Annotated in this window: 17 protein-coding genes, 1 tRNA gene and 1 pseudogene; 1 reads left to right on the plus strand and 18 read right to left on the minus strand. The window is 50.9% G+C overall.

The features are described 5' to 3' along the window. Positions 1-82: 82 nt before the first annotated feature. From speF to KAJ71_RS12305, 5 genes are all read right to left on the minus strand, one after another. Positions 83-2,245: an ornithine decarboxylase SpeF gene (gene speF / locus KAJ71_RS12285; RefSeq protein ID WP_248946015.1), complete on the minus strand. Its 2,163-nt coding sequence runs from the start codon at positions 2,243-2,245 to the stop codon at positions 83-85. Between the two features lie 482 nt (positions 2,246-2,727). Then, on the minus strand, positions 2,728-4,074 hold the full coding sequence (locus KAJ71_RS12290; RefSeq protein WP_248945985.1) for an OprD family outer membrane porin: 1,347 nt from the start codon (positions 4,072-4,074) through the stop codon (positions 2,728-2,730). A 168-nt stretch (positions 4,075-4,242) separates the two neighbouring features. Then, a complete protein-coding gene (locus KAJ71_RS12295; protein ID WP_248945986.1) occupies positions 4,243-5,544 on the minus strand; it encodes a pyrimidine-nucleoside phosphorylase in 1,302 nt (433 codons plus the stop codon). An 18-nt stretch (positions 5,545-5,562) separates the two neighbouring features. Continuing rightward, positions 5,563-7,512, minus strand: coding sequence for a bifunctional 2',3'-cyclic-nucleotide 2'-phosphodiesterase/3'-nucleotidase (locus KAJ71_RS12300; RefSeq protein ID WP_248945987.1), 1,950 nt, complete (start codon positions 7,510-7,512; stop codon positions 5,563-5,565). Positions 7,513-7,574: 62 nt separating this feature from the next. Beyond that, positions 7,575-8,756 (minus strand): NupC/NupG family nucleoside CNT transporter, encoded by a 1,182-nt coding sequence (locus tag KAJ71_RS12305; RefSeq protein ID WP_248945988.1) that lies wholly within the window; start codon positions 8,754-8,756, stop codon positions 7,575-7,577. Positions 8,757-9,151: 395 nt separating this feature from the next. Here KAJ71_RS12305 and KAJ71_RS12310 point away from each other — a divergent pair. Then, positions 9,152-9,227 (plus strand) — tRNA-Phe (locus KAJ71_RS12310). Positions 9,228-9,476: 249 nt separating this feature from the next. Here KAJ71_RS12310 and KAJ71_RS12315 read toward each other — a convergent pair. The 13 genes and pseudogenes from KAJ71_RS12315 to KAJ71_RS12375 form a co-directional block, all read right to left on the minus strand. After that, a complete protein-coding gene (locus tag KAJ71_RS12315; protein WP_248945989.1) occupies positions 9,477-10,496 on the minus strand; it encodes a tyrosine-type recombinase/integrase in 1,020 nt (339 codons plus the stop codon). After that, a complete protein-coding gene (locus KAJ71_RS12320; RefSeq protein ID WP_248945990.1) occupies positions 10,493-10,774 on the minus strand; it encodes a hypothetical protein in 282 nt (93 codons plus the stop codon). The genes KAJ71_RS12315 and KAJ71_RS12320 overlap by 4 nt, the downstream gene beginning before the upstream one ends. Before the next feature lie 49 nt (positions 10,775-10,823). Continuing rightward, positions 10,824-11,568: pseudogene (locus tag KAJ71_RS12325) on the minus strand (phosphoenolpyruvate hydrolase family protein). Further along, entirely contained in the window at positions 11,565-12,179 is a 615-nt protein-coding gene (locus KAJ71_RS12330; RefSeq protein WP_375540734.1) for a Tm-1-like ATP-binding domain-containing protein, read from the minus strand. Before KAJ71_RS12330 ends, KAJ71_RS12325 begins: the two are co-directional and overlap by 4 nt. Further along, complete coding sequence (locus KAJ71_RS12335) at positions 12,173-12,400, minus strand: hypothetical protein (RefSeq protein WP_248945991.1); 228 nt, start codon at positions 12,398-12,400, stop codon at positions 12,173-12,175. Before KAJ71_RS12335 ends, KAJ71_RS12330 begins: the two co-directional genes overlap by 7 nt. 433 nt (positions 12,401-12,833) lie before the next feature. Beyond that, complete coding sequence (locus tag KAJ71_RS12340) at positions 12,834-13,871, minus strand: 3-deoxy-7-phosphoheptulonate synthase (protein WP_248945992.1); 1,038 nt, start codon at positions 13,869-13,871, stop codon at positions 12,834-12,836. 33 nt (positions 13,872-13,904) lie between these two features. After that, a complete protein-coding gene (locus tag KAJ71_RS12345) occupies positions 13,905-15,317 on the minus strand; it encodes an FAD-dependent oxidoreductase (RefSeq protein WP_248945993.1) in 1,413 nt (470 codons plus the stop codon). Continuing rightward, positions 15,314-15,772 (minus strand): PNPOx family protein, encoded by a 459-nt coding sequence (locus KAJ71_RS12350; protein WP_248945994.1) that lies wholly within the window; start codon positions 15,770-15,772, stop codon positions 15,314-15,316. Before KAJ71_RS12350 ends, KAJ71_RS12345 begins: the two co-directional genes overlap by 4 nt. Positions 15,773-15,834: 62 nt before the next feature. Then, entirely contained in the window at positions 15,835-17,604 is a 1,770-nt protein-coding gene (locus tag KAJ71_RS12355; RefSeq protein WP_248945995.1) for a non-ribosomal peptide synthetase, read from the minus strand. Positions 17,605-17,648: 44 nt separating this feature from the next. Then, positions 17,649-18,581 (minus strand): hypothetical protein, encoded by a 933-nt coding sequence (locus KAJ71_RS12360; protein WP_248945996.1) that lies wholly within the window; start codon positions 18,579-18,581, stop codon positions 17,649-17,651. After that, positions 18,578-19,957 (minus strand): aldehyde dehydrogenase family protein, encoded by a 1,380-nt coding sequence (locus KAJ71_RS12365; RefSeq protein WP_248945997.1) that lies wholly within the window; start codon positions 19,955-19,957, stop codon positions 18,578-18,580. The genes KAJ71_RS12360 and KAJ71_RS12365 overlap by 4 nt, the downstream gene beginning before the upstream one ends. Position 19,958: 1 nt before the next feature. Continuing rightward, on the minus strand, positions 19,959-21,020 hold the full coding sequence (locus KAJ71_RS12370; protein ID WP_248945998.1) for an AMP-binding protein: 1,062 nt from the start codon (positions 21,018-21,020) through the stop codon (positions 19,959-19,961). A gap of 12 nt (positions 21,021-21,032) precedes the next feature. Next, entirely contained in the window at positions 21,033-21,668 is a 636-nt protein-coding gene (locus KAJ71_RS12375; RefSeq protein ID WP_248945999.1) for a pyridoxal 5'-phosphate synthase, read from the minus strand. Between the last annotated feature and the right edge of the window lies 1 nt (position 21,669).

The raw sequence follows: 21,669 nt of genomic DNA on the forward strand, positions 1-21,669 counted from the left end.
TAGACAGTTGCAACATACGGATAGATGATCGCAGTGGGCGCAGCATGCGGCGCCCCTACAATTCGGCTAGTCGGATGAGGTTTTACGACTTGATCATATAGCCAAAAATACGTTTCCAGCCGTGATCTTTCTTCTCGATATACACGCCCTGTAACTCCGGTGAGAAGCCAGGCAAGCGGTTGATGCCTTCCTCTAGCGCCAGGAAGTAACGCTGTACCGCACCGCCCCACACTTCCCCCGGAACCACACACAGCACGCCCGGTGGATAAGGTAAGGCACCTTCTGCCGCGATACGCCCGGCGGCCTGAGCGATCGGCACCAGCTCCACGTTGTCACGAATAAATTCGACGTTGGCATCCTGCGGATTCATCATCACCGGCGGGAAATGATCCTGGCGGAACATCTCTTTTTGCAATTGCTTCACGTCGAAGCTGACGTACAGATCGTGCATCTCCTGGCACAGCTGACGAATGGTGTAGCCTGCATAACGCTGCTGATTCTTGCGATAGACCGTCGGCAAGACTTCACTCAGTGGCGCATCTGACTCGACGTAACGCTCAAACTGCACCAGCATATCCACCAGACGATCCAATTTCGCCGGGTTCTCCGCCGGGGTGAGCAGGAACAGGATCGAATTGAGATCGCACTTCTCCGGCACGATGCCGTTCTCGCGCAGGAAGTTGGCCAGAATGGTGGCCGGGATACCGAACTCGGTGTACTGACCAGTGGCCGCATCAATCCCCGGCGTGGTCAACAGCAGCTTGCAAGGATCGACCAGATACTGCCCTTGCGCATAGCCTGCAAAGCCGTGCCATTGCTCGCCCGGTACAAAGTTGAAGAAGCGTGCATCGTTGGCGATCAGGTCGGTATCGTAGTCCTGCCAGTCCTTGCCTGCCACCTGCGGCGGAATAAAAGGCCGCATCTGCGAGCAGCGTGCCAGCAGCTGTTTACGTGTGTCGATCCCCAGTTTGACGCACTCCATCCACATGCGGCGGCCAGCGGCACCGGCATGCATCTTGGCGTTGACGTCCAGCGCGGCAAATAGCGGATAAAATGGGCTGGTTGAGGCATGTAGCATAAACGCATTGTTGAGATGCTTATGGTTGCAGTGGCGTTTCTGGCCTTTGATGTGATCGTCTTTCTTATGGATCTGCGAAGTCTGCGAGAAACCGGCCTGCTGCTTATGCACCGATTGTGTGACAAAAATACCCGGATCGTGCTCATCCAGTTCCAGCAGCAGCGGCGAGCACTCTTTCAGCATCGGGATGAAACCTTCATACCCTACCCAGGCAGAATCAAACAGGATGTAATCGCACAGATGGCCGATGGTATCGATCACCTGACGGGCGTTGTAAATCGTGCCGTCATAGGTGCCGAGCTGAATGATCGCCAGGCGGAAAGGTCGTGTCGCAGTGGCTTTTTCCGGGGCAACATGGCGGATCTGCTCGCGTAGGTAGCCCTCATCAAAGCATTGGGAATCGATGCCGCCGATAAAACCAAACGGGTTGCGCGCGGTTTCCAGATACACCGGCGTCGCTCCGGCCTGGATCAATGCGCCGTGGTGATTGGATTTATGGTTATTGCGATCAAACAGCACCAGATCGCCACACGTCAGCAGCGCGTTGGTCACCACTTTATTGGATGCAGAAGTGCCGTTCAGTACAAAGTAGGTTTTATCAGCGTTGAACACTTTCGCCGCGTGTTTTTGCGCATCCTTGGCCGAACCTTCGTGGATCAGCAGATCGCCCAGCTTCACATCGGCATTACACATGTCCGAACGAAAAATCGTTTCACCATAAAACTCGAAAAACTTGCGCCCTGCCGGGTGTTTGCGGAAAAACTCGCCGCCCTGATGGCCCGGGCAGGCAAAGGTTGAGTTCTCCATCTCCACGTAGGTTTTCAGCGTTTTGAAGAACGGCGGTAACAGCGCCTGCTCGTAGGCATCGGCGGCGGCCTCCAACTGCGCCATGTAAAACGCGTTGGTCGCGGCAGCCAAGGCAAATACGCCAGTAATCAACGGCAAGTGCTCCGGTGAAAGCGGTTCATCCCCCTCAACGGCAACAAACGTCGGGATCTCAAAGCCGGTCGCTTTGAGCGTTGCCAGAATACCAGCATCCACATCGCTAACGGAGACCACGGCCGCCGCCACATCGGTATAGTCAGTCTGCCCCACACGCACGATTTCGCGCAGGGTTTCAATGCTGGCTACCAGGCTGGCGCTGGTTGCTATCTTCAATTCTTTCATCATGCTGAGTCTCAAACGGTTAAGGATGAGGGTATGCCATTGGGCACATAATGAGATAACCCAGGTTATCCCGGCAAAGTGATGAGCCAGGGCGCAACCATGACTGGCCGATGCAGATGGGCATCAGACTACTATCGGGGACTGGGATCGGCAGCGTCCGATAGACATCAGTAAAATCAGAACCGCAGCTCTATTTTTAATCATGCCTAACAGCGAGCATTGGCTAGCTTTACCGCATAAGGGGCAGCGGTATTCGCATAAATGGTGTCAGGAAAGCATGGAGTGAGGATATCATCAGACATTTGGAGCGCAGCTGCGCTGAGGTGGTTAATCCAGTCATGCCTGTACTCCTCTGTGATGAAGTGGGGAATTTGCGCAATGATTACACGTTTTTTTCGAGGGTTCAAGCCGGTTAATAGTTACTATTAATGCATAATTATTGATGCCGTGTGGGTTTCCCCACACGGCCAGGAAGGCTTTGATTAGAACAGGTTGAACTTGTAATCCACCTGGAACTCAATCGAGTGGTTCTGAGCGCGCATCGGCTTGCCATCCGAGGTCAGCTTCGGCTGGTTGCTCTGGCTCTGGTAGTTCCAAGATGGGCCACCGGACAGCTGGAACGCCAGATTTTTCAGCGCAGGCTGTGACGGCGTCCAACGGGAGTAGACCAGGGTTTCACCACGCTCGATGCTATGGCCACGATACTTCATCCCCCAGCCATAGTTGGTGACCATCCCCAACTCAACCTCTGGCGTAACAGCATAGCCGAAGGTCCAGGCCAGCATCTTTTCCTTATCGCCCACATAGTCGTTACCCCAACTATCGGCCATCGAGTTAAAGGTACCGCGGCTGTGTTTGGCCAAGTGCCACTCAAAGCGCCCTAACCCGTTGCCATTATCGAGTGAGGCCCGGGTGTATGAAGCCCCAACCTTGTGCTTCCAACGCTCGGCGCGCCATTCGGCATACATCGCATAATGGTAGGCATCATCATCGAACGTCTTGTGACGGGTGGACATGCGGGTCCAGTCTTGCAAACCATGGTTGTAATACACCTGGCTGGCAAACTTGAGGCGATTTTCTGCCCAGGACGCCGGTTGCCAACCCAGTTCTACCCCGTGGCGTTGCATATAGTTATGGCTTTCACCCAGAAAATAAAGCGCGCTATAACCGTGATCGCTATAGCTCAGTTCACCGGTCGCAATGCTACTGATCTCCTTTTTATCCGCAGTGCGGAAATGGATCTTATCTGGAGAGTCCCTGTCGCTGTAACGAGTGACATAGGCACCGCGCACCCGTACTGGCCCGGTGGCAGCTTCACCACGTAAACCCAGATAGGTACTTGGAATGGCGCGCGTGGAGTTATTGAGTGCGCCCCATTTTTTAATCTGCTGCCAACCGGAATAAAGGTGAAGATAGGTATCATCATCACCCAAACGCCCTTTCAGGTAGAGCTGACCAATCTTGTTGAAGCCTTTAGCCTGACCGTTGTCGTTATACAACACACTACGGCCCCAGAAATCATCGCTAGCGGCCAGCTTGATAACGCCATAATAAGAAGCGTCTACTCCCAACATATCCGCAAAATAGCCGGATTGATAATCAAGAGTGATCCCCTGCCCCCAAGCCGTTTGGATAGAACGCTCCCCATAATCCTCGGTGCTTAAGTTTTTAAACACATTACGGAAAGAGAGATCCGCATGGCTGTCATTCAGAAAGCTGGAGAAAAGATGATTGTTTAGCTTAACTTCTTCAGCCGCGAGCGGTAAAGAGAACATCAGTGCAAACAGTGCCAGAGGTTTATTTATTTTTAATTGCCTTAATTTATTCATAGAAAAGTCCTGTTTTCTATTTACCCATCGTCTTTCAAGCCGCCGCAAGGAAATTTGAAATCCATAGAGTATTGACTAACCCAGATATATTTTAATCCGAACAAATTATTTCTAGATAATGACGGAAATGTTTCACCCTGCAACCAGGGTGAAACACAGCTAACTTATTTATTCTGTAATAATGGTATGGATCAACTTTGGAGCTTCTGCCTTATCGGCAAGGGTGATGCTGTCATAGATTTTCGCCATGACGTTCGCCACATCCGGGCGGTTGGCATGGATCGTCACCAGTGAGTCACCAATGGCGACCCTATCGCCGACTTTTTTATGCATCATCAGGCCTACGGCCAGATCGATGTCATCTTCCTTGGTGGCGCGACCTGCACCGAGCAGCATGGCTGCCACACCGATTTCGTCGGCCACAATGTTGGCGACTACACCGGCCTGCTTGGCGGGTACTTCAATCAGGTATTTAGCCTGCGGCAGCTTCTCCGGATGATCTACCATGGAGGCATCACCGCCCTGGTTGGCCAGGAAGTCACGGAACTTGGCCAGCGCCTTGCCGTTATCGATCACCTCTTGCAGCATGGCACGCGCAGCCGGTAACGAATCGGCCTTCTTCGCCAGCACCACCATTTGGCTACCCAACTGCATCACCAACTCGGTCAGATCTTCCGGGCCTTCGCCACGCAGCGTATCGATGGCTTCTTTCACTTCCAGCGCATTACCGATGGCGTAGCCCAAGGGCTGCGACATATCGGAAATCACCGCCATGGTGTTACGGCCCACGTGGTTACCAATACGCACCATCGCCGTTGCCAGCTCGACGGCATCTTCGGTGGTTTTCATAAACGCACCAGCACCGGTTTTTACGTCCAGTACGATGGCGTCGGCACCCGCAGCGATCTTCTTGCTCATGATCGAACCTGCGATCAGCGGGATAGAGTTCACCGTACCTGTCACGTCACGCAGCGCATACAGTTTTTTATCCGCAGGGGTCAGGTTACCGGTCTGGCCAATCACCGCCACCTTGTCACGGTTAACCAGTTCGATAAACTGCTCGCTGGAGATTTCCACGTGGAAACCGGCCACAGCTTCCAGCTTATCGATAGTGCCACCGGTATGGCCCAAACCACGACCCGACATCTTCGCTACCGGGATATCCAGCGCCGCGACCAGCGGTGCCAGCACCAGCGTGGTGGTATCACCTACGCCACCGGTGGAGTGCTTGTCGACCTTAACGCCTTCGATCGCCGAGAGATCGATCACGTCACCGGAGTTCACCATCGACATCGTCAGATCGGCACGCTCGCGATCGTTCATATCCTGGAAGAAGATCGCCATCGCCAGCGCACTGGCCTGGTAATCCGGAATATCGCCCCGGGTATAGCCGTTAACAAAAAAGTCAATCTCTTGCGTAGTCAGCTCTTTTCCATCGCGCTTTTTGGCGATGATATCAACCATTCTCATTGTCTTTCCCCCGGCTCTTTATTTCTGCAAATCGATCTTATAAACGGCAAATCCGATGTCGTCTTTTCCTACCAGCGTCATTGGGTGCTGTGCGGACTGTTTAATGTAATCAGCCGCATTCTGGCTTGGTGAGGTTTCGATACGGATATCCAACGGCTTATCCGAAGTAATTTGCGCGATCCGCCAGCTGTTTTTTACCTCCGGCTTATATTCACCATGCTGCTTGGTCTGCTCAGAGATATAGTTGGCCACGATAGTGCGTACTTCATCCGGCGAGGAGATAACGATATTTTTCTCACCCGTACCGGCGAACTTGCCGGTAAATGCCCGGTAGTTGTTCACAGCAACCAGGAATGGCGCGTCTGCTACCACCGGTTTACCTTTATAGGTCAGCGACTTGATACGTTGGGCCTGTGGATTGATCACGTTGCAATCAACGTCATAACGCGCAGGCTGGGTCACATCGATCTGATAGCTCAGATCGTCGAACATATCGAAGTTGTAGGCCCGGAAGCCGTTCCAGTTGAGCAGCGACTGTGGCTTATCGCTTTTCACGTCGATCTGGTTGTACATGCCCGCAGAGCACTCCAACCACTCTTTCAGATCGCTGCCTTTCACTTTCACTGCAGCCAGCGTGTTGGAATACTGGTAAAGATCGGCCGCGTTACGGAAGCTCAGAGGCCCTTTACGCATATCAACGAAGGCCGCCGGATCGTTCTTCCTGCCACCCGCTTTGAACGGTGCCGCAGCAGACAGTACCGGAATATCTGCCAGATCCGGGTCGCCCTGAATAAAGTGTTCGACGTAGGCTTTCTGCGCCGCACGGATGATCTGGATGGCCGAGGAGTCCTGCACTAATGACAGATAGGTGTTGGTATCTTCGGCAATGGTGCCAATCGGCTTGTTGACGAACTCACGGGTGTCGTTATGCGCCTGCTCCAACGTTTTCACCAGCGAGGCTTTAGCATCGACCAGCGATTTGTCATTCTTCTTATCAAAGATTGGGCGAGCCTCTGCACGGCTGGAGACCACTTTCCAATTATTGGTTTCCCCCTCCAGCACCAGATCGATCACCCCCAGGTTATCCGCCCAGTGGCCTGGCATGACTGCTGGTACACCATTGACCGTACCCTTTTCAAGATCTACCCCAGGAATAGCGGCGAAATCCTTACTTGGGAAAATACCGTGAGAGTGGCCAAAGGTAATGGCATCGATGCCTGGAACCTGCGTGAGGTAGTAGACCGAGTTTTCTGCCAGCGCCTTGTAAGGATCGGCAGAGATACCGGAGTGGGCGATAGCAATTACGATATCAGCCCCTTCTTTACGCATCTGTGGCACTAACTCCTTGGCGGTTTCGGTAATATCTTTGGCGATCACCTTGCCCGACAGCTTGTCCTTATCCCACAGCACTACCTGTGGTGGTACAAAACCGATATAGCCGATACGCAGCTTATGTTCTTTACCCTCGGTATCTTTTACCGGTGTTTCCACAATCAGGTACTGTTTGAAGTAGGGCTTGTTGGTCTTGGCATCATAGACGTTAGCGTTGATGTACGGGAATTTGGCCCCGCTAATCGCCATTTTCAGGTAATCCAGCCCGTAGTTGAACTCGTGGTTACCGAGGCTGCCTACCGCATAATCCAGGGTGTTCATCGCCTGGTAAACCGGATGCACATCGCCCTTCTTCAGATTAGCTGCGGCATAATCCGCCATCGGGCTACCCTGGATGATATCGCCGTTATCTACCAGCACGCTGTTGGTCGCTTCCGCGCGGGCCGCATCAATCAGCGTAGCCGCTCTCACCAATCCGTACTGAGCGGTAGCTTTATCTTTGTAATAGTCATAATCCATCATGTTGCCGTGAACGTCGGTGGTTTCCATGATACGGAGATCCACCGTTGCGGCATGCGCAGCTCCTGCAACCAGCAGGGCCAATAACGATATCTTGAGCGGAGAAGTCACTTTCATCACATATCCCTTATTGTTATAGCGTTAGCAGGCCACAACCTCTCGGTGCGGCCTTTAGCTAATTAAAAGAAGAAACCTACGACGGCGGCGTTCAGGAAGCTGACCAGCGTGGAGCCGTAAAGCAGCTTCAGGCCAAAGCGGGCGGCGGCGTTACCTTGCTTGGAATCCAACGCCTTAATAGCACCCACGATAATGCCGATAGAGGAGAAGTTGGCGAACGACACAAGGAACACCGAAATAATCGCCATGGTACGTTCAGAGAAGTTGTAGTCACCCTGTGACAGATTGAGCATGGCAACAAATTCGTTGCTGACGATCTTGGTTGCCATCAAACCACCGGCCTGCACGGCTTCGTGCCACGGCACCCCCACCAGGAAAGCCAGTGGAGAGAACACGTAACCCAACACCCCTTGGAAGGAAATGCCAAATGCAGCGGTGAATAGCGCGTTAGCCATGGTGATCAGCGCAATAAAACCGATCAGCATCGCGCCGACGATAATCGCCACCTTGAAGCCATCGAGAATGTATTCGCTCAGGACTTCGAAGAAGCTCTGCTTTTCCCCTTCAACGACATCCAAAATGTCTTCCTCAGGCTTGACCTGATAAGGGTTGATCAGCGACGCCATGATAAAACCACCAAACAGGTTCAGCACCAAGGCAGTCACTACATAGCGCGGATCGAGCATCACCATGTAAGCGCCAACGATCGCCATTGAGACCGTCGACATAGCCGAGGTACACAACGTATATAGACGGTGCTCCGGCAACAGGCCGAGCTGTTTTTTAACCGAGATGAACACTTCAGACTGGCCGAGGATCGCCGAAGCCACCGCGTTATAGGACTCCAAGCGCCCCATGCCGTTGACCTTGCTCAGAGCCAGGCCGATGTACTTGATGATAAAACCCAGGATGCGCCAGTGTTGCAGAATGCCGATCAGCGCGGAGATAAACACGATAGGCAGCAAAACGGACAGGAAGAAAGAGATCTCGCCGTGATTCACCAAACCACCAAAGACGAAGTTAACCCCTTCGTTGGCGTAGGAAAGTAAATTACCAAATACCTCGGCGATCACACCAATGACCTTATTGCCTACGTCGGTCTTAAGCAGCAGTGCGGTCATCAAAAACTGGCAGGCCAGCATGACGAAAATCGGACGATAGCGGATGTTTTTGCGATCGTTGCTCACTAAAAGTGCCAAAACACAGATAGCAAGGATACAAACTATCCCTATGATATATTTCATTTTTTCCCCAAAATTATCTGTGAACTTTTACGTTCCGTTGCCGAGCCTTGTACCCTGGCGTATGCCGGGAACTAATGATGTTATTATCGAAACATAACACAGACAACATGTTATTAAAGTTACACCGATCACATTTAAAAATTACAATCTCCTTAAAATACATATATGTAACATGTTGTACTTATCACTAACATTAAGTTGATTATGGAATAGGCAGGAATGAACATTGTTGGGGTGAAATTTTTAATCTCTGGCATTGGACATTTTGGGGGAAAAGGGAGAATGCTGGCGCAGGAAGGCACCCACGCCCTTGCTTGAAATTAGAGCAATCGCTCGGCTTTGTGACAGAAACCCATTGACGACACAGGACCAAATACGGTTTAATGCGCCCCGTTGCCCGGATAGCTCAGTCGGTAGAGCAGGGGATTGAAAATCCCCGTGTCCTTGGTTCGATTCCGAGTCCGGGCACCATATTCAGAAGCGCTTGTCAAGATTTCAGGACGAAGACCTGACAGGTACGAAATGGGTCAGAACACGCAATAACCAAAGGGGCAGTCGAAAGGTTTCACTCAGTGATACCATTACCCGGTTGTTGTAAAAAGGCTCTTGATAATCCCGCCTATTCGTGTAGGCGGGATTTTTCGCTTACAATTTTTACAGACTTCGTATGCAAATGTCAAACTGTGTCAAGGAGATACCTTGCTCCTTTGTCTTGCTGACCTAACGCTTAAACTCCTGCTCCATAATATCCCGCAAGCTCTCCACATCTTCATCAATGTACTCCAGCGTAGAACGCAAACTGGAATGCCCCAAGAGGCGCTTTACCGCCTGAATATTGCGATCCGGGGATTTCATCATGTTGGTGGCTACCGTATGCCTAAAACGGTGGGGGCTCACAACAAACCGGCACTCTCGCGAGAGTCGCCGAAAAAAGGCCCGGATAGGGTAGATACCCATATCTGTCATGGCTCCCTTTTGTTTCACCCTGCGCCCTACATCAAAACGATTCACATTGAACAACTGCTCTTCCAGTTCGGCACCGGCCTCCAGTGAGCGGGTCACCAGTATCTCCAAGCGGGGAAACAGTTCACTAATGATGGGAATACGCAGCTCGCGATGGTTCTTCGCACCGGCGATAATCAAGTCCAACCAGCGCTCTTCAAGATTCACATCACAGATACGTATGTGACGAAGCTGGTTTTGACGTATCGCGGTATAACTGAGGGTATCAAGCACCGTCAACCAGAACCAGGCTGGCTTACAGGCATGAACCCGCCAGTTCACTGCCAGGCTACTGGCCTGCAACCGCTCACGTTCCTCATACTGCACCATCAAACGGTACACGGCCTCCACCTGCCCCACAGTCAGGGTTTTCTTCTTTTTCCTCCCTGCCCGGACCACCGCTTTATTAAAGGGATTATCTTGATGCTGCAACAGCCCGCACTTCATCCCGAAATTAAACAGTGCCCTCATGTGCGTCACTTTGTTATTCCAGGTCGTCGCCTGTAATTGTTGTTCTTTCAGGACGTACCTGCGCCATTCGAGCACCAACCTGTTATCGACCTCATTCGGCGTTTTGGCGGTAAACCGTATAAAGGTCCTCACCACCTTTCGATAACTCCACTCGGTGTCATTACGGACAGTATGACTGAAAAAATAATGGTCTAACAACTCATCAAATGTTAATAACCGTTCACAAGTCACCAGATGTTCTCCAGGATTTATCCATAAAATAATCAAAGAGCTAACTGCCAGAAATGAGAAATCATTTCAGCAATATCCATTTGCCAGACGGATGCTGGCTGCCTGTTTGGAACATAGACTGCATCGAGCGGTTGAGAAGCAAGACCGTATCCTTCAGAAGAGTACATAGTGTGGGGTATCCTGATAGTTAACAGGCGATCCACTCTATGAAGGAAAATTACGGCCACAACAAAAAACTCTATATGAATATTTAAAACTTTCTTCCATAGAAAACGCCCCATAACTGCCGGGGCGTTATATTGAATTTCCTTCAAATTTTTTCTTTAACTCTCCACTCCATTGGCTGAGTTAATATATTAGGTATTAATTCAGCCTTATTTTCTTAAATGCTTTAATGGTATTTTTAATCGCTACTTCTGTCGGTAAACGCTCCATCGAACTGGCACCGTAAAACCCGTGGCAATCAGGACAATGCGACAAAATATAAGCTGCATCCTCCAGCTCGGCGATGGGCCCACCGTGACACAACACGATAACATCCTCACGCACGGCTTTTGCCGCTGCTGCACAGGCATTGACCACCGGGATACAAGACTCCAGATTGTGTGCAGTATCTGCACCAATATCGCCCCCAGTCGTCAATCCAAGATGTACCACTATGATATCCGCACCGGCTTCAGTCATCGCTACCGCATCTTCCGCGCTGAAGACATACGGTGTGGTCAGCATCCCTTTATCGTGCGCCTGGCGGATCATCTCCACTTCCAGGCCATAGCCCATCCCCGTTTCTTCCAGGAACAGCGGAATATTGCAAAAGGGGGTCTGTTCCGCAAACACCGGCCAGCACTGGCGTCTCCTTTACCACCGGTAGCACTTCATTACCCATTTCACGCACTATCTGATTAGCGTTACCGTACGGCATCAACCCCGCCAGCGAGCCGCGCCCAGCCATTCTGAAGCGGCCACTGTTGTAAATCACAATCAAATCGACTCCGCCAGCTTCTTCACAACGTGCAGACAGACCCGTTCCTGCCCCGGCACCGATAATAGGTTCCTGGCGCAAGACTTTCTGTTGCAGCTTCTCTTTCACGATATTGTAATTTTTCATAAAGGATTCCTTGGTGTTGAATCATGAGCGGTTCCCGGGTGTTGCATGACATTCTGGAACTGCGCAATCACAAGCGAGCAAAATTCAGGTGCGTTGATATGATGGGGCGCTTTTATAATCTGGCGTTGTGCCGTCTGGATGAGCGTTGACTCCAATCCTTCAGCAAAAGCCTGCCTTGCCTGTGGATCAAAGAACGGTTGCCCTGGTGCATCTAATGCCGAAAATCCGCCCTCTGGAATGATGAAACGTACCGGCCCTTCGCAGAGATTGAGCTTGTTGCCAATCCAAACGCCGAGCTGGTAGTTTTCCTCTGGTGTTGTGCGCATCAGCGTCACCTGAGCGTTATGCTCTACAAACTGCCGATGAGCATAACGCTCAGGTATGCTGTCCCGATCGCTGAAATTAACCATATCGAGAGCCCCGGCACTCCCTACCCATGGCGTCTGCAACCACTGCCCTCGCCGGGGTGTAGCCAACAGCTCACAGGCCGATACCGGCGCATGATAGCCGTCTGGCACATGGAGTGACAATGACTGCGTCGCGGCAGCTTTTTCGTCGTTAAATGTCTTGACTGACGGAACGGGCAGATACTTCAAGAGAGACTTCAGCATAAGTTATCCTCTATGCCCTTTTTCCAAGGTTTTTCTACCCAATATTGATGTATCGCAGCTTCATTCTCCCCCATCATCCAGTACAAAGCATCGCCCACAATCATCTCCAAAGGCACCTGCAACAAGGCTGTAATCCGCTGCTGCTCTTGCATCTCCAAAGCCTCTTGTTCGGCGATATCAGTCTGAATAATCTGCGGGTTGAGTTCGAAAGGAAGTCGCATAGCATGGTCCTGTTTCCCTGGGAAATAGGAGCCACACTCTATAAAGACAGAATACTGAAGCAACAAACAACTCTAATACGAAAATTTAAAATTAAACTCCATGAAAAACGCCCCAATGTTGCCGGGGCGCTGAATTCAGCATTATGCCACTGATTTTCTGTTACTTTCTAAACGTACTGACCAACAATGAAGATAGTAAGCAGGCGTTCGCAGACCCCGGCTATATTTCACCGTTAGCGAGTTACCGGTGATGGTTTCTGCCGGGATCTACGACAGATATAACTGCTGAAAACGGTCACTGAGCCTTGGCCAGAACGGAGGAGCCCACCCACAATTTGCAACTTGCGGTTATTCCCAGAAAATACCGAACACAACACTTACCGGAGGTAACCATCATAATGATTTGCCGATCATGCAGATATAACTGGTACGCTTAGAAACGGGTATCGACAGCATCAGCTAACATGGCAAGCAAGTGCTCACTATCTTCCCAGTTGAGACAAGGGTCCGTGATCGATTGCCCATAGGTCAACGCTTGACCCGAGGCTACTGGTTGTGTACCTTCGACAAGAAAACTTTCCGCCATTATACCAGCCACAGTAGCCGATCCTGTGCGAATTTGCCGGCAAACATCTTCGGCGACAACCAATTGATTGCGCGCTATTTTCTGGCTGTTCCCATGACTAAAATCGACCACCAGATATTCAGGTAAACTGTATGCCCGCAGCTTGTCGTGCGCAGTTGCAATATCTGCCGCATGGTAGTTCGGAGTTTTACCACCACGCAAAATGAGATGCCCGTAAGCGTTGCCTCTGGTTAGATAAACCGCCATCTGTTCATGTTTATCCTGAGAGAAAAAGGTATGGCTGGCACGAGCTGCACGAATTGCATCAATAGCAACGGCGATATTGCCATCGGTGCCATTTTTAAACCCTATTGGACAAGATAGTGCCGACGCCATTTCCCGATGTACCTGACTTTCAGTAGTGCGCGCACCAATAGCACCCCAGCTAATTAAATCAGCAATATACCTTCCCACAACCACATCTAAATACTCTGTAGCAGTTGGCAACCCGAGTTGGTTAATATCCAACAGCAGTTTACGAGCCATTTCAAGGCCGCGGTTGACCTGACAACTTCCATCTAACGCAGGGTCGGAGATAAACCCTTTCCAGCCAACAACGGTACGTGGTTTTTCGAAATAGGTACGCATGACGATTTCCAACCTATCCTGATAGAGCTCCCGCTGCGCAGCCAGCAGCCTAGCATAATCCAGCGTAGCCCCCCGATCATGAATCGAACATGGGCCAATGACGACTAGTAAACGTTTATCTTTCCCGTAAAGAATGCGCTCGATCCGTTTACGCGCTGCAGTGACATTATCGATTACCTCTACAGGGGCTGGTAATCTAGCCGCTAGGCTACTTGGTGTCTCTAAACTGTCAATACACAACTCATCAATTTTGTACATAATGTTCCCTAATGCAAACACTGGTGTACATGTTTATACGATAAAGTCCTTAATAAACTTGTAAGAAAGGCTTTTATGAAGAGAGAATTTTTTGGCTATGATAAATAATAGGCTAGCCAGCATATCTTTCACTCCCTCTCCGCGCGTTTTAACGCCCATAATATCTTTAGTCACTTTGAATTGAATATACGCCAACATATCATGCTTATAAGGGTAATAAGCACCTAACCGGTCGGCGATTACCATCCCAGAAACTACTGCCCCTTCATGCCCGCCCAAACTGGTATCTACGCCGCAAAACCACATGTTGTTGCCGCCTTGTATGTCTCCTAAACGGGTCTTATGCAAGAAATCATCGGGCTGCTGCTTAGACACACGCCAACGGCAGGTTCTTACCAGCTTTAGAGGATCGACGGGCACTTTAGGATCGAGAGTTACCAGCAGCGGTTCGATAATATTCCGGTACGGCGACAGCGCGTTAATCACCCGAGTGACGCTTCCGGCTGACGTTCCCGGTTGAGTGTCAGCAAACTGCCGGAAATTGAAGTAGTGTGGTACTACGTTCTCACCCAAGTAGCGAGTGTCATGGTGGGCAATGCTCTCTATATCGTGGTAGGCGAAATGGGAAAGAATTCCCTTTTGCTTTGTCGTCGCGTCATCCAATAGGGATAAGGTCACCTCTGCCGAAGTAGCGAAAATAACTGCATCGAACACTTCTTCTTTTCCTTTATAGTATACTGCAACACGTTTGCCATAGGGTTTCACCCGCTGCACAGGTGTATTCAGCTTTAAGCTCTCCCCTAACATGTCTGCCAGAGTTTGCAGGTAGCGACTCATGCCGCCATCCACTTTGCGCCAATAACCGGGCGAAAAAAACGAAACCAGATTAGCATTGAACGAAATCGCAAAAAACATCAGCGGATAGCTGCACAGATCGACATTGCAACCAGTAGAAATACTGATCATCGGGTAGAGCGCTTGGTAGATAAACCTTGACGAATAGCCGTTCTCATCCAGATAATCCGAAATCGACATTGTTTTATAACGTTCTTCGCCGGAACTCATAACCTCCGACATGCCCAGTTGAAAGCGACCAAACTCATCCTGCATGGCTTGGCGTAAAGGGCCATCCAAATGAACATTGCTCCAGTATTGCGCCTCCCCAGGAAAGCGAGCATGGAATGATGAAGGCGCCACGTAGTTTTCAATGCCTAAATACTTCAGCAAATTAAATACGTTTGGTGAAATCCGCTCGTTAAAATATTCCACCCCCATATCTACGGGGATGCGACCGTGTTCATTAGTATCAATATGGCAAGTATAAACATGTCCGCCGATATAATCGTTTGCCTCAAGCAACGTAATATGATGTTTATCACGCAATAACCAAGCCGCTACAGTCCCAGCCGCTCCGCCGCCGATAATGGCGATATTCTTTTTTTTCATTGAGAGAATACCTCAAGTCTCTGTGTACACATCCAATGCAGGCACCGCTTCACGCCCATACGTCTTTGTGTTAGCTTTACTTCTCTCAATTGCAACCTCCATATTTTAAAAGCCATAACGCGACTAATTGGATAGCGTTCGTAATAGAAGTTCCGTGCCTGTTCTTCATGTTCATCAGACAAAGGCGTAATGTGGGCTTGATATTGTACTCCCTTCATAGACATCATGGAACTCGCTGATGAAATAATAGTTCCAGAAACCATCGGTGCCTTTAACATTAACTGGGAGTGGCGTGAATTGATATCACTCATCAGATATAACGCCATCTGGTCTTTCTGAAATTGATAAAAACAAGTTGCCGACCAGACTACACCCTCAGCAGCGACACTTAACGTTAATACTCGTTCCTGATTAATGAAGTGACATATTTCACGCAACTGTTTTTCGTTATTCATCACCCCTCCTTAGCATAATATTTGGATAGTGCTCTGGACGCATTGATATTAATTTTCCGCTATTAGGTATGTTGCAATATTTGCTTCGCAATCGCATTGGGGTTTTCGCCACTTATAATCAACGATACCGGGATCTTTCTCTTCAACTTAGCACTGATGATGCCTGAAGAAATTAAGGCTAGTGCCGAGTTGCCGCCACGATCGAAAAAGCTCGATGTCTCATCAAACTCTTTGCAGCCTAACGCTGTGGCGAACACCTGGCAAATCGTCGCTGCAATAGCTTGAAGCTGAACATTACCCTGAGCGGATGTAGCGCTATCAGTATGATGGTGCAACGTGTTATTCCAGCTCGGGTCTGGCAAGGATTTTTTGTCAAACTTACCATTTGGCTGTAGAGAAAATTCAGGTAACACGACAAACAGATCCGGCACCATATAATCTGGCAACCTTTTACCCAACATATTTTCCAACGACGCTTTAGTCAACGGAGCCTGGCTAACGATGTATGCGGTAAGCATATCGTCCCCACGCCCTTCAAACCGCCTAGCCAGCACCACCGCACCAGCGATACCTGGGATATTTTCCAACTCCGTTTCTATTTCGCTCACGCCAATACGATTGCCACGGATTTTAATCTCTCCGTTCCCGCGTCCTAGCCATTCAATTCTTCCCTGTTCGCGCAAGCGGACGCGATCGCCTGAGCGATAAAGCTTCATGCCCGTTTTCGGATGAGTGATGAATACTTGTTCCGTTCCTTCGCGGTTGCCGTGATAACCTTGCGCCAAACCATGCCCAGAAATGTAGAGTTCGCCATGCTCGCAAGGCTCAAGCGCCTCATTAAGCACATGCAATTGAGTATTCGCCAAAGGCTCGCCAATAGAAATGTAATCCGCATCCCGCTCAACGCATTCGCACGAAGTCCATATCGTCGCCTCGGTCGGGCCATACAGATTCCATAACCGCCCACATGTCTGATTCAATTTTTTCGCCAGCCCTATCGGTAGCTCCTCTCCACCGGATAACAGCGTCACTGACGAATCAGGCCGCCAGTCTGTCGCCCACAAAATTTTCCATAAGCTGGGGGTAGCTTGAACAAAATGGCTTTTCTCGATCAGCGGGAGAATGCCTTCAATTGTGCTCACGTCGTCGTTACTCGCCAGCAAAACAGTCCCTCCAACGCTAAGCGGCAACAGCAACTCGAGAATGGAGATATCAAAAGCCACAGTCGTATGTGCCAGAAATACATGGGACGACTGAACCTCCAGCCGATCTGCAATAGCGATTAAGAAATTGTGCAATGCCTGATGGCTAATACTGACGCCCTTGGGTTGCCCAGTCGAGCCGCTGGTAAACAGAATATAAGCAACTTCATCGCACTGTCTTGCCACACAAACCATCTTCCCTATCGTGGTAAGCGAGGGATAAATGACGTTATTATTCAATTTTTCCGCTAGAACACTTTCTTCAGGATGAGCGAGCAGCATTTTCGGTTTGGCTACATCAACGTAGCGCTCCAATCTGGACAGCGGATAAGCGGGATCAAGAGGGACAAACGTCGCCCCAAGAGCCAAGGTAGCGATCATTGCCGGAATCAGCCACCGATCGCGATGCAATAGTAGGCCAACGACATCATTACGCTCCACACCAGCTCGCGTTAGCTGTTGTTGTACGGCGACAACATGTCGTTCGAACTCTGCATAATCCATACGGATTTCGCCGTTGATTTGTGCTGTTTTCTCTGGATACTGAATAATCGATTGAAGAATCAACTCGGCCGCATTGCCGGTTTCGGTGAAAGTTACTCGTTTGTTTCCTGTCATCGTGTGTGACATGTGTGCTCCTATTGGCAACTCATTGAATAAACCCGTTTACGTCGTTATAAGATTGTCGAGGGCGACAGAGATATATCGTCGACCCACTGTTCATCGCGAAATGAAGCCGGTACACCACCGAAATCCATATTGAGACTGCGTAAAAACGGTCCGATGCAGATGACTTCTGCTACATCAAAGTGTTTCATCTGCTGAATCATCATCGGAACAGACAAGGTTTCCGTTTCACCACGCAAGCACATCTCTTTTATTCCCTGCGAATCGTTAACTACCCCCAATCCCGACAGACAGGTCATTACCGGATAGACCGGAGCAGGCAGCGTGCATCCATGCAGATATTCCTCAATCTGCCCGGCAATCCGCCGACGATAGGGGGTGTGGTATGCTGAATTACACAACGCTGGCGGTAATACTTCCAGCACGCCGGAACCTTCCTGTCCTCGCCCCTCCAACATCCGACGCAAACCGGCAACCATCAACAGAGAGCCGATGCCCTGGTGAATCAGACCGTAATCGACCGCGATGCGCATCGCTGGCGGCTGGTGATAAAAAGCACGATCACTCTCTTCCATCAGCATGACAAACCCCACCGTTTCCTCCTCAGCCTCGGGTATATCGACTCTCAGGCGGATCAGTTCCGTCGCATCGTCCAGTGTTAATGAGCCAGCCACGCAGAGCGCGGCCACTTCTCCCAAACTGATGCCACCGACGCAGCTAGGCGTCCCACGTTGTTCAATAATGTCGTCGGCGATGCCCAGCATGCCGGCAAGCAGCCCTAGCGAAACCACTTGCATACATGAAACGCCATCAAGCAACGGCGTCTTGCGTAAAATCACATCGACATCCATGCCAGCGGAGCTCGCGACCTGCGCGAATCGAGTACGAACCTGTGGGTGAATATCATAAAGACGCTGCATGTCCTTCATCATGTGGGAAACATCCGCAGGCCCAAAAATCATCGCATAAGGCATATTCACAGTTTCTCTCCTTTACTTTCAGCCTCAATCCAGGATGCAGCTATGCGGAATCCCCGATTGCACATCAGGAAATCGCTCAAGTAAGCGTCGTGGGGAACCAAAGGGGACATCCAGGTAGTTGGAATATCGCCGACATAAACATTGCTAATACTGGCATCGGCTAAAATCGACTTTAGCAATTGGGGTTGCCATGAGAATACTGTCACAACTAGCGAGCCAGACAGTAACGGGGCACTGCGTGTTGCATGATAAGGTGCAACCGTCACGCAAGGAAAAGGCAATTCTCGGTGAACGCGGGGATCGTCAGGCTCAGCGACTTCGGTCACCACCGGACGAAGCACATAGCCTTCGGACACCAAGCTAGCCTCGATGGGCGTGTCGAGTACGCTACGCAACCAATCTACCGTTTGTTGTGAAGCTCGCGGCAGCGCCTTCTCCGGTAGTTGTTGCAACGCCTGTCTTAAACACCGACAAAAATCGCTCACATCGCCCTCTACCATAACCGCGCTGACCGACACACAAGCGGCACCGCCAAGATCAGTCATCGATGTTGCTACCAGTGATGCCGCTTCATCCATGCAAACGTCAGCGCCAATTACAATCTTGGCACGCCCCGGCCCCTGCACACGGACTTGAGGATGGTGGCGATATTTATCCACAATGTCTTGGCCGCCATATGCTAATGCCAGATCGGCAGAGGCGACTAACTCATCCGCCCCACGATAATCCGTGGGGATCAAAGCAACATAATGCTCTAGACCTGCTTGCACCATCGCGCATATCACGCGTTGCGCCGTGAACGGCTCGCGGGTCGAAGGCCTGACCAGAGTGCGGTAGCCCAGTGCTACTGCTTGCGGCCATAACGCATGGATGCCTGGTCCATTGCCTGCGGCCAGTACTGCAAAAACATCACCTTTACGGCTGAATAAACTGTAGCCAGCCAACGCGTCCGCATCATCCCATGACCATCTGGCACCTTGCGGTCTACCAGCGTTGATAATATCCGGCATATTTCGCAAAGCATCCGCGACCGTGGCCAAAGCGTTTTGCGTCACCGCCTCAGGCAAACCGGTCGTACGCTGCAACAACCTACAGTATTCATCGGGCGATAATCCCGCGATCGTGTCATATTGGTAGCTATCCGCCGCACGTGCCATCGCGGCATGAATTTCCGCCAAAGAGAGTGAGGGTGCTTCTCTCATCGAGCTGATCGCCTTATGGATATAAACAGGTGGGGCGACAGCCATCTCAGCAACTGGGATACCGAGCAGATCGTTGACTACGGCACACCGCTGTGTGGTATACGTACGTCCCAATGCAATGGCCTCAATCCGCCGATCTGTAGCGGCCGCTAACGGCTCAAGAGGAATATTCATGTTAATAGACCCCCTCGATCACCACACGCCCGTCAATGGTCGGCAACGGGCCGACGTCGCTGACCGATGAACCGGGGAAATCATCGTTTCGCGGCAGACGAATTGCGGTATCCCGCTCCAGAGTATTGGGGAAGAAGGCGTAACGGCTGAGATGATGCATAACCACCCGCCCACGTTCGCCGAAATTCACGGGGTTCAACGTTTGCGGATCGACCACCTCCAGTATGATATAGGGCGCAAAACTGTCGAAAACGACCGGGCTGGCGGCATCCACTGAACAGCGCGCTTTGGCTTCACCTAGGATCATCGTGCTACCGTAGCTGGCAGTGATCGGCACTGTCGGAAACACCTCTGTTTGCAGGAATGTAAGGGTGTCGGGATCCATTTGGGTTCCACCCCAAGTTATCTCCTTCAGCGTTCTGTTCAAATGAGCAACCAGCGCGGGGCGCTGCGCCATTCGTTCCAGAATCGGCGGTGTGGCGATAAGGTACTGGATAGACTGCGTGTAAAGGATATCCTCGGCCTGCTCGACGATATGTGCAGCATAGGCTTGCATCCCGGTCATATTGTTTTGTTGGATGCATTTTTTAACCCAGCGCGGATCCAGATCGATGGTAAAACACAGTCCGCCTTTCGCCTTCGCGCGGCGGGAGTTGATTGCGCCGACAATATGTGGACCCGTAGGGATCAGCGCCAACGTATTGCCGGATGTGTTATCTCCACCAAGCTGTCGATCGCACAGGCGCCAGTCCACCAGCTTATCTAGCCACTGTTGAAACACCACGATGCGTTTGGGCTTTCCGGTGGTGCCACCGCTTTCAAAAACACCCGCAATGGTTGCGTCATGCAGCCCACGCGGAATCAGAGCTTCGACGGGAACGTCGCGCAAACTGTCGGCAACATCGGGGAAATGTGCCAAATCTTCGAAGGTATTAATGTCATGCAGCGGATCAAAATCGAACGTCTGACGCATATCCAGCCAGAACGGTGCGCCGGTTTTCGGTGAAAAATGCCATTTCATCATTCCCGTCAAGTGGGAGGTAAAGTCAGGTAAATTCATCATCTTTTCCCATTGTTACGGTTGTAGCCAAGCGCTGCGCCATTCGTTCCGGTGATATTCGGCCCGCAAACGCCGGTGTAGGCGATCCGAACTGGCGGCCCAAAACTCCACCGCCTGTGGAACCAACTGGTAGACGGAGAAACGTTCGGGACAGGGCAGTGCGCCAGCCCCTTCGAGGGCTTCTGCCGATCTACGTAACTCATCGCTATCCAGCAACGGTTCGCTTTGGTGAGAAACCGTCGACATCGCGTGCAACGGAACCGGCCGTTTTTCCCAGACAGTTCTGGCGGTAGCATGCGGTAACTTGATCACTTTGCCGCTGACCGATAATTGCCGCCCCAGTTCTTTCCAGTAGAAATGGGCACATGCGTGGGAATGACTATCAATATCCTGAATCTTGCGGCTGCAGCTGTGGGTGGCGAATAGAATGCCACTCTCAGAAAAATCGAGAATCGCCATGACGCGCGAACTCATTTCCCCCTGTGCATTAGCGGTCGTTAGCACCACCGATCGAGGCTCTCTGACCTTTTCGCGTATCGCTTCCTGCACCCAAGCACAGGCGAGTTCAATTGGCTGGTTTACCCGTGAATGGAAGGGCGGAAATTCCGTATCCGCTTTGCCGCTAACACTTTCAAATACACTACTACCCATC

The organism is Serratia silvae (genome assembly GCF_023282985.1).
Lineage (GTDB): Bacteria > Pseudomonadota > Gammaproteobacteria > Enterobacterales > Enterobacteriaceae > Chania > Chania silvae.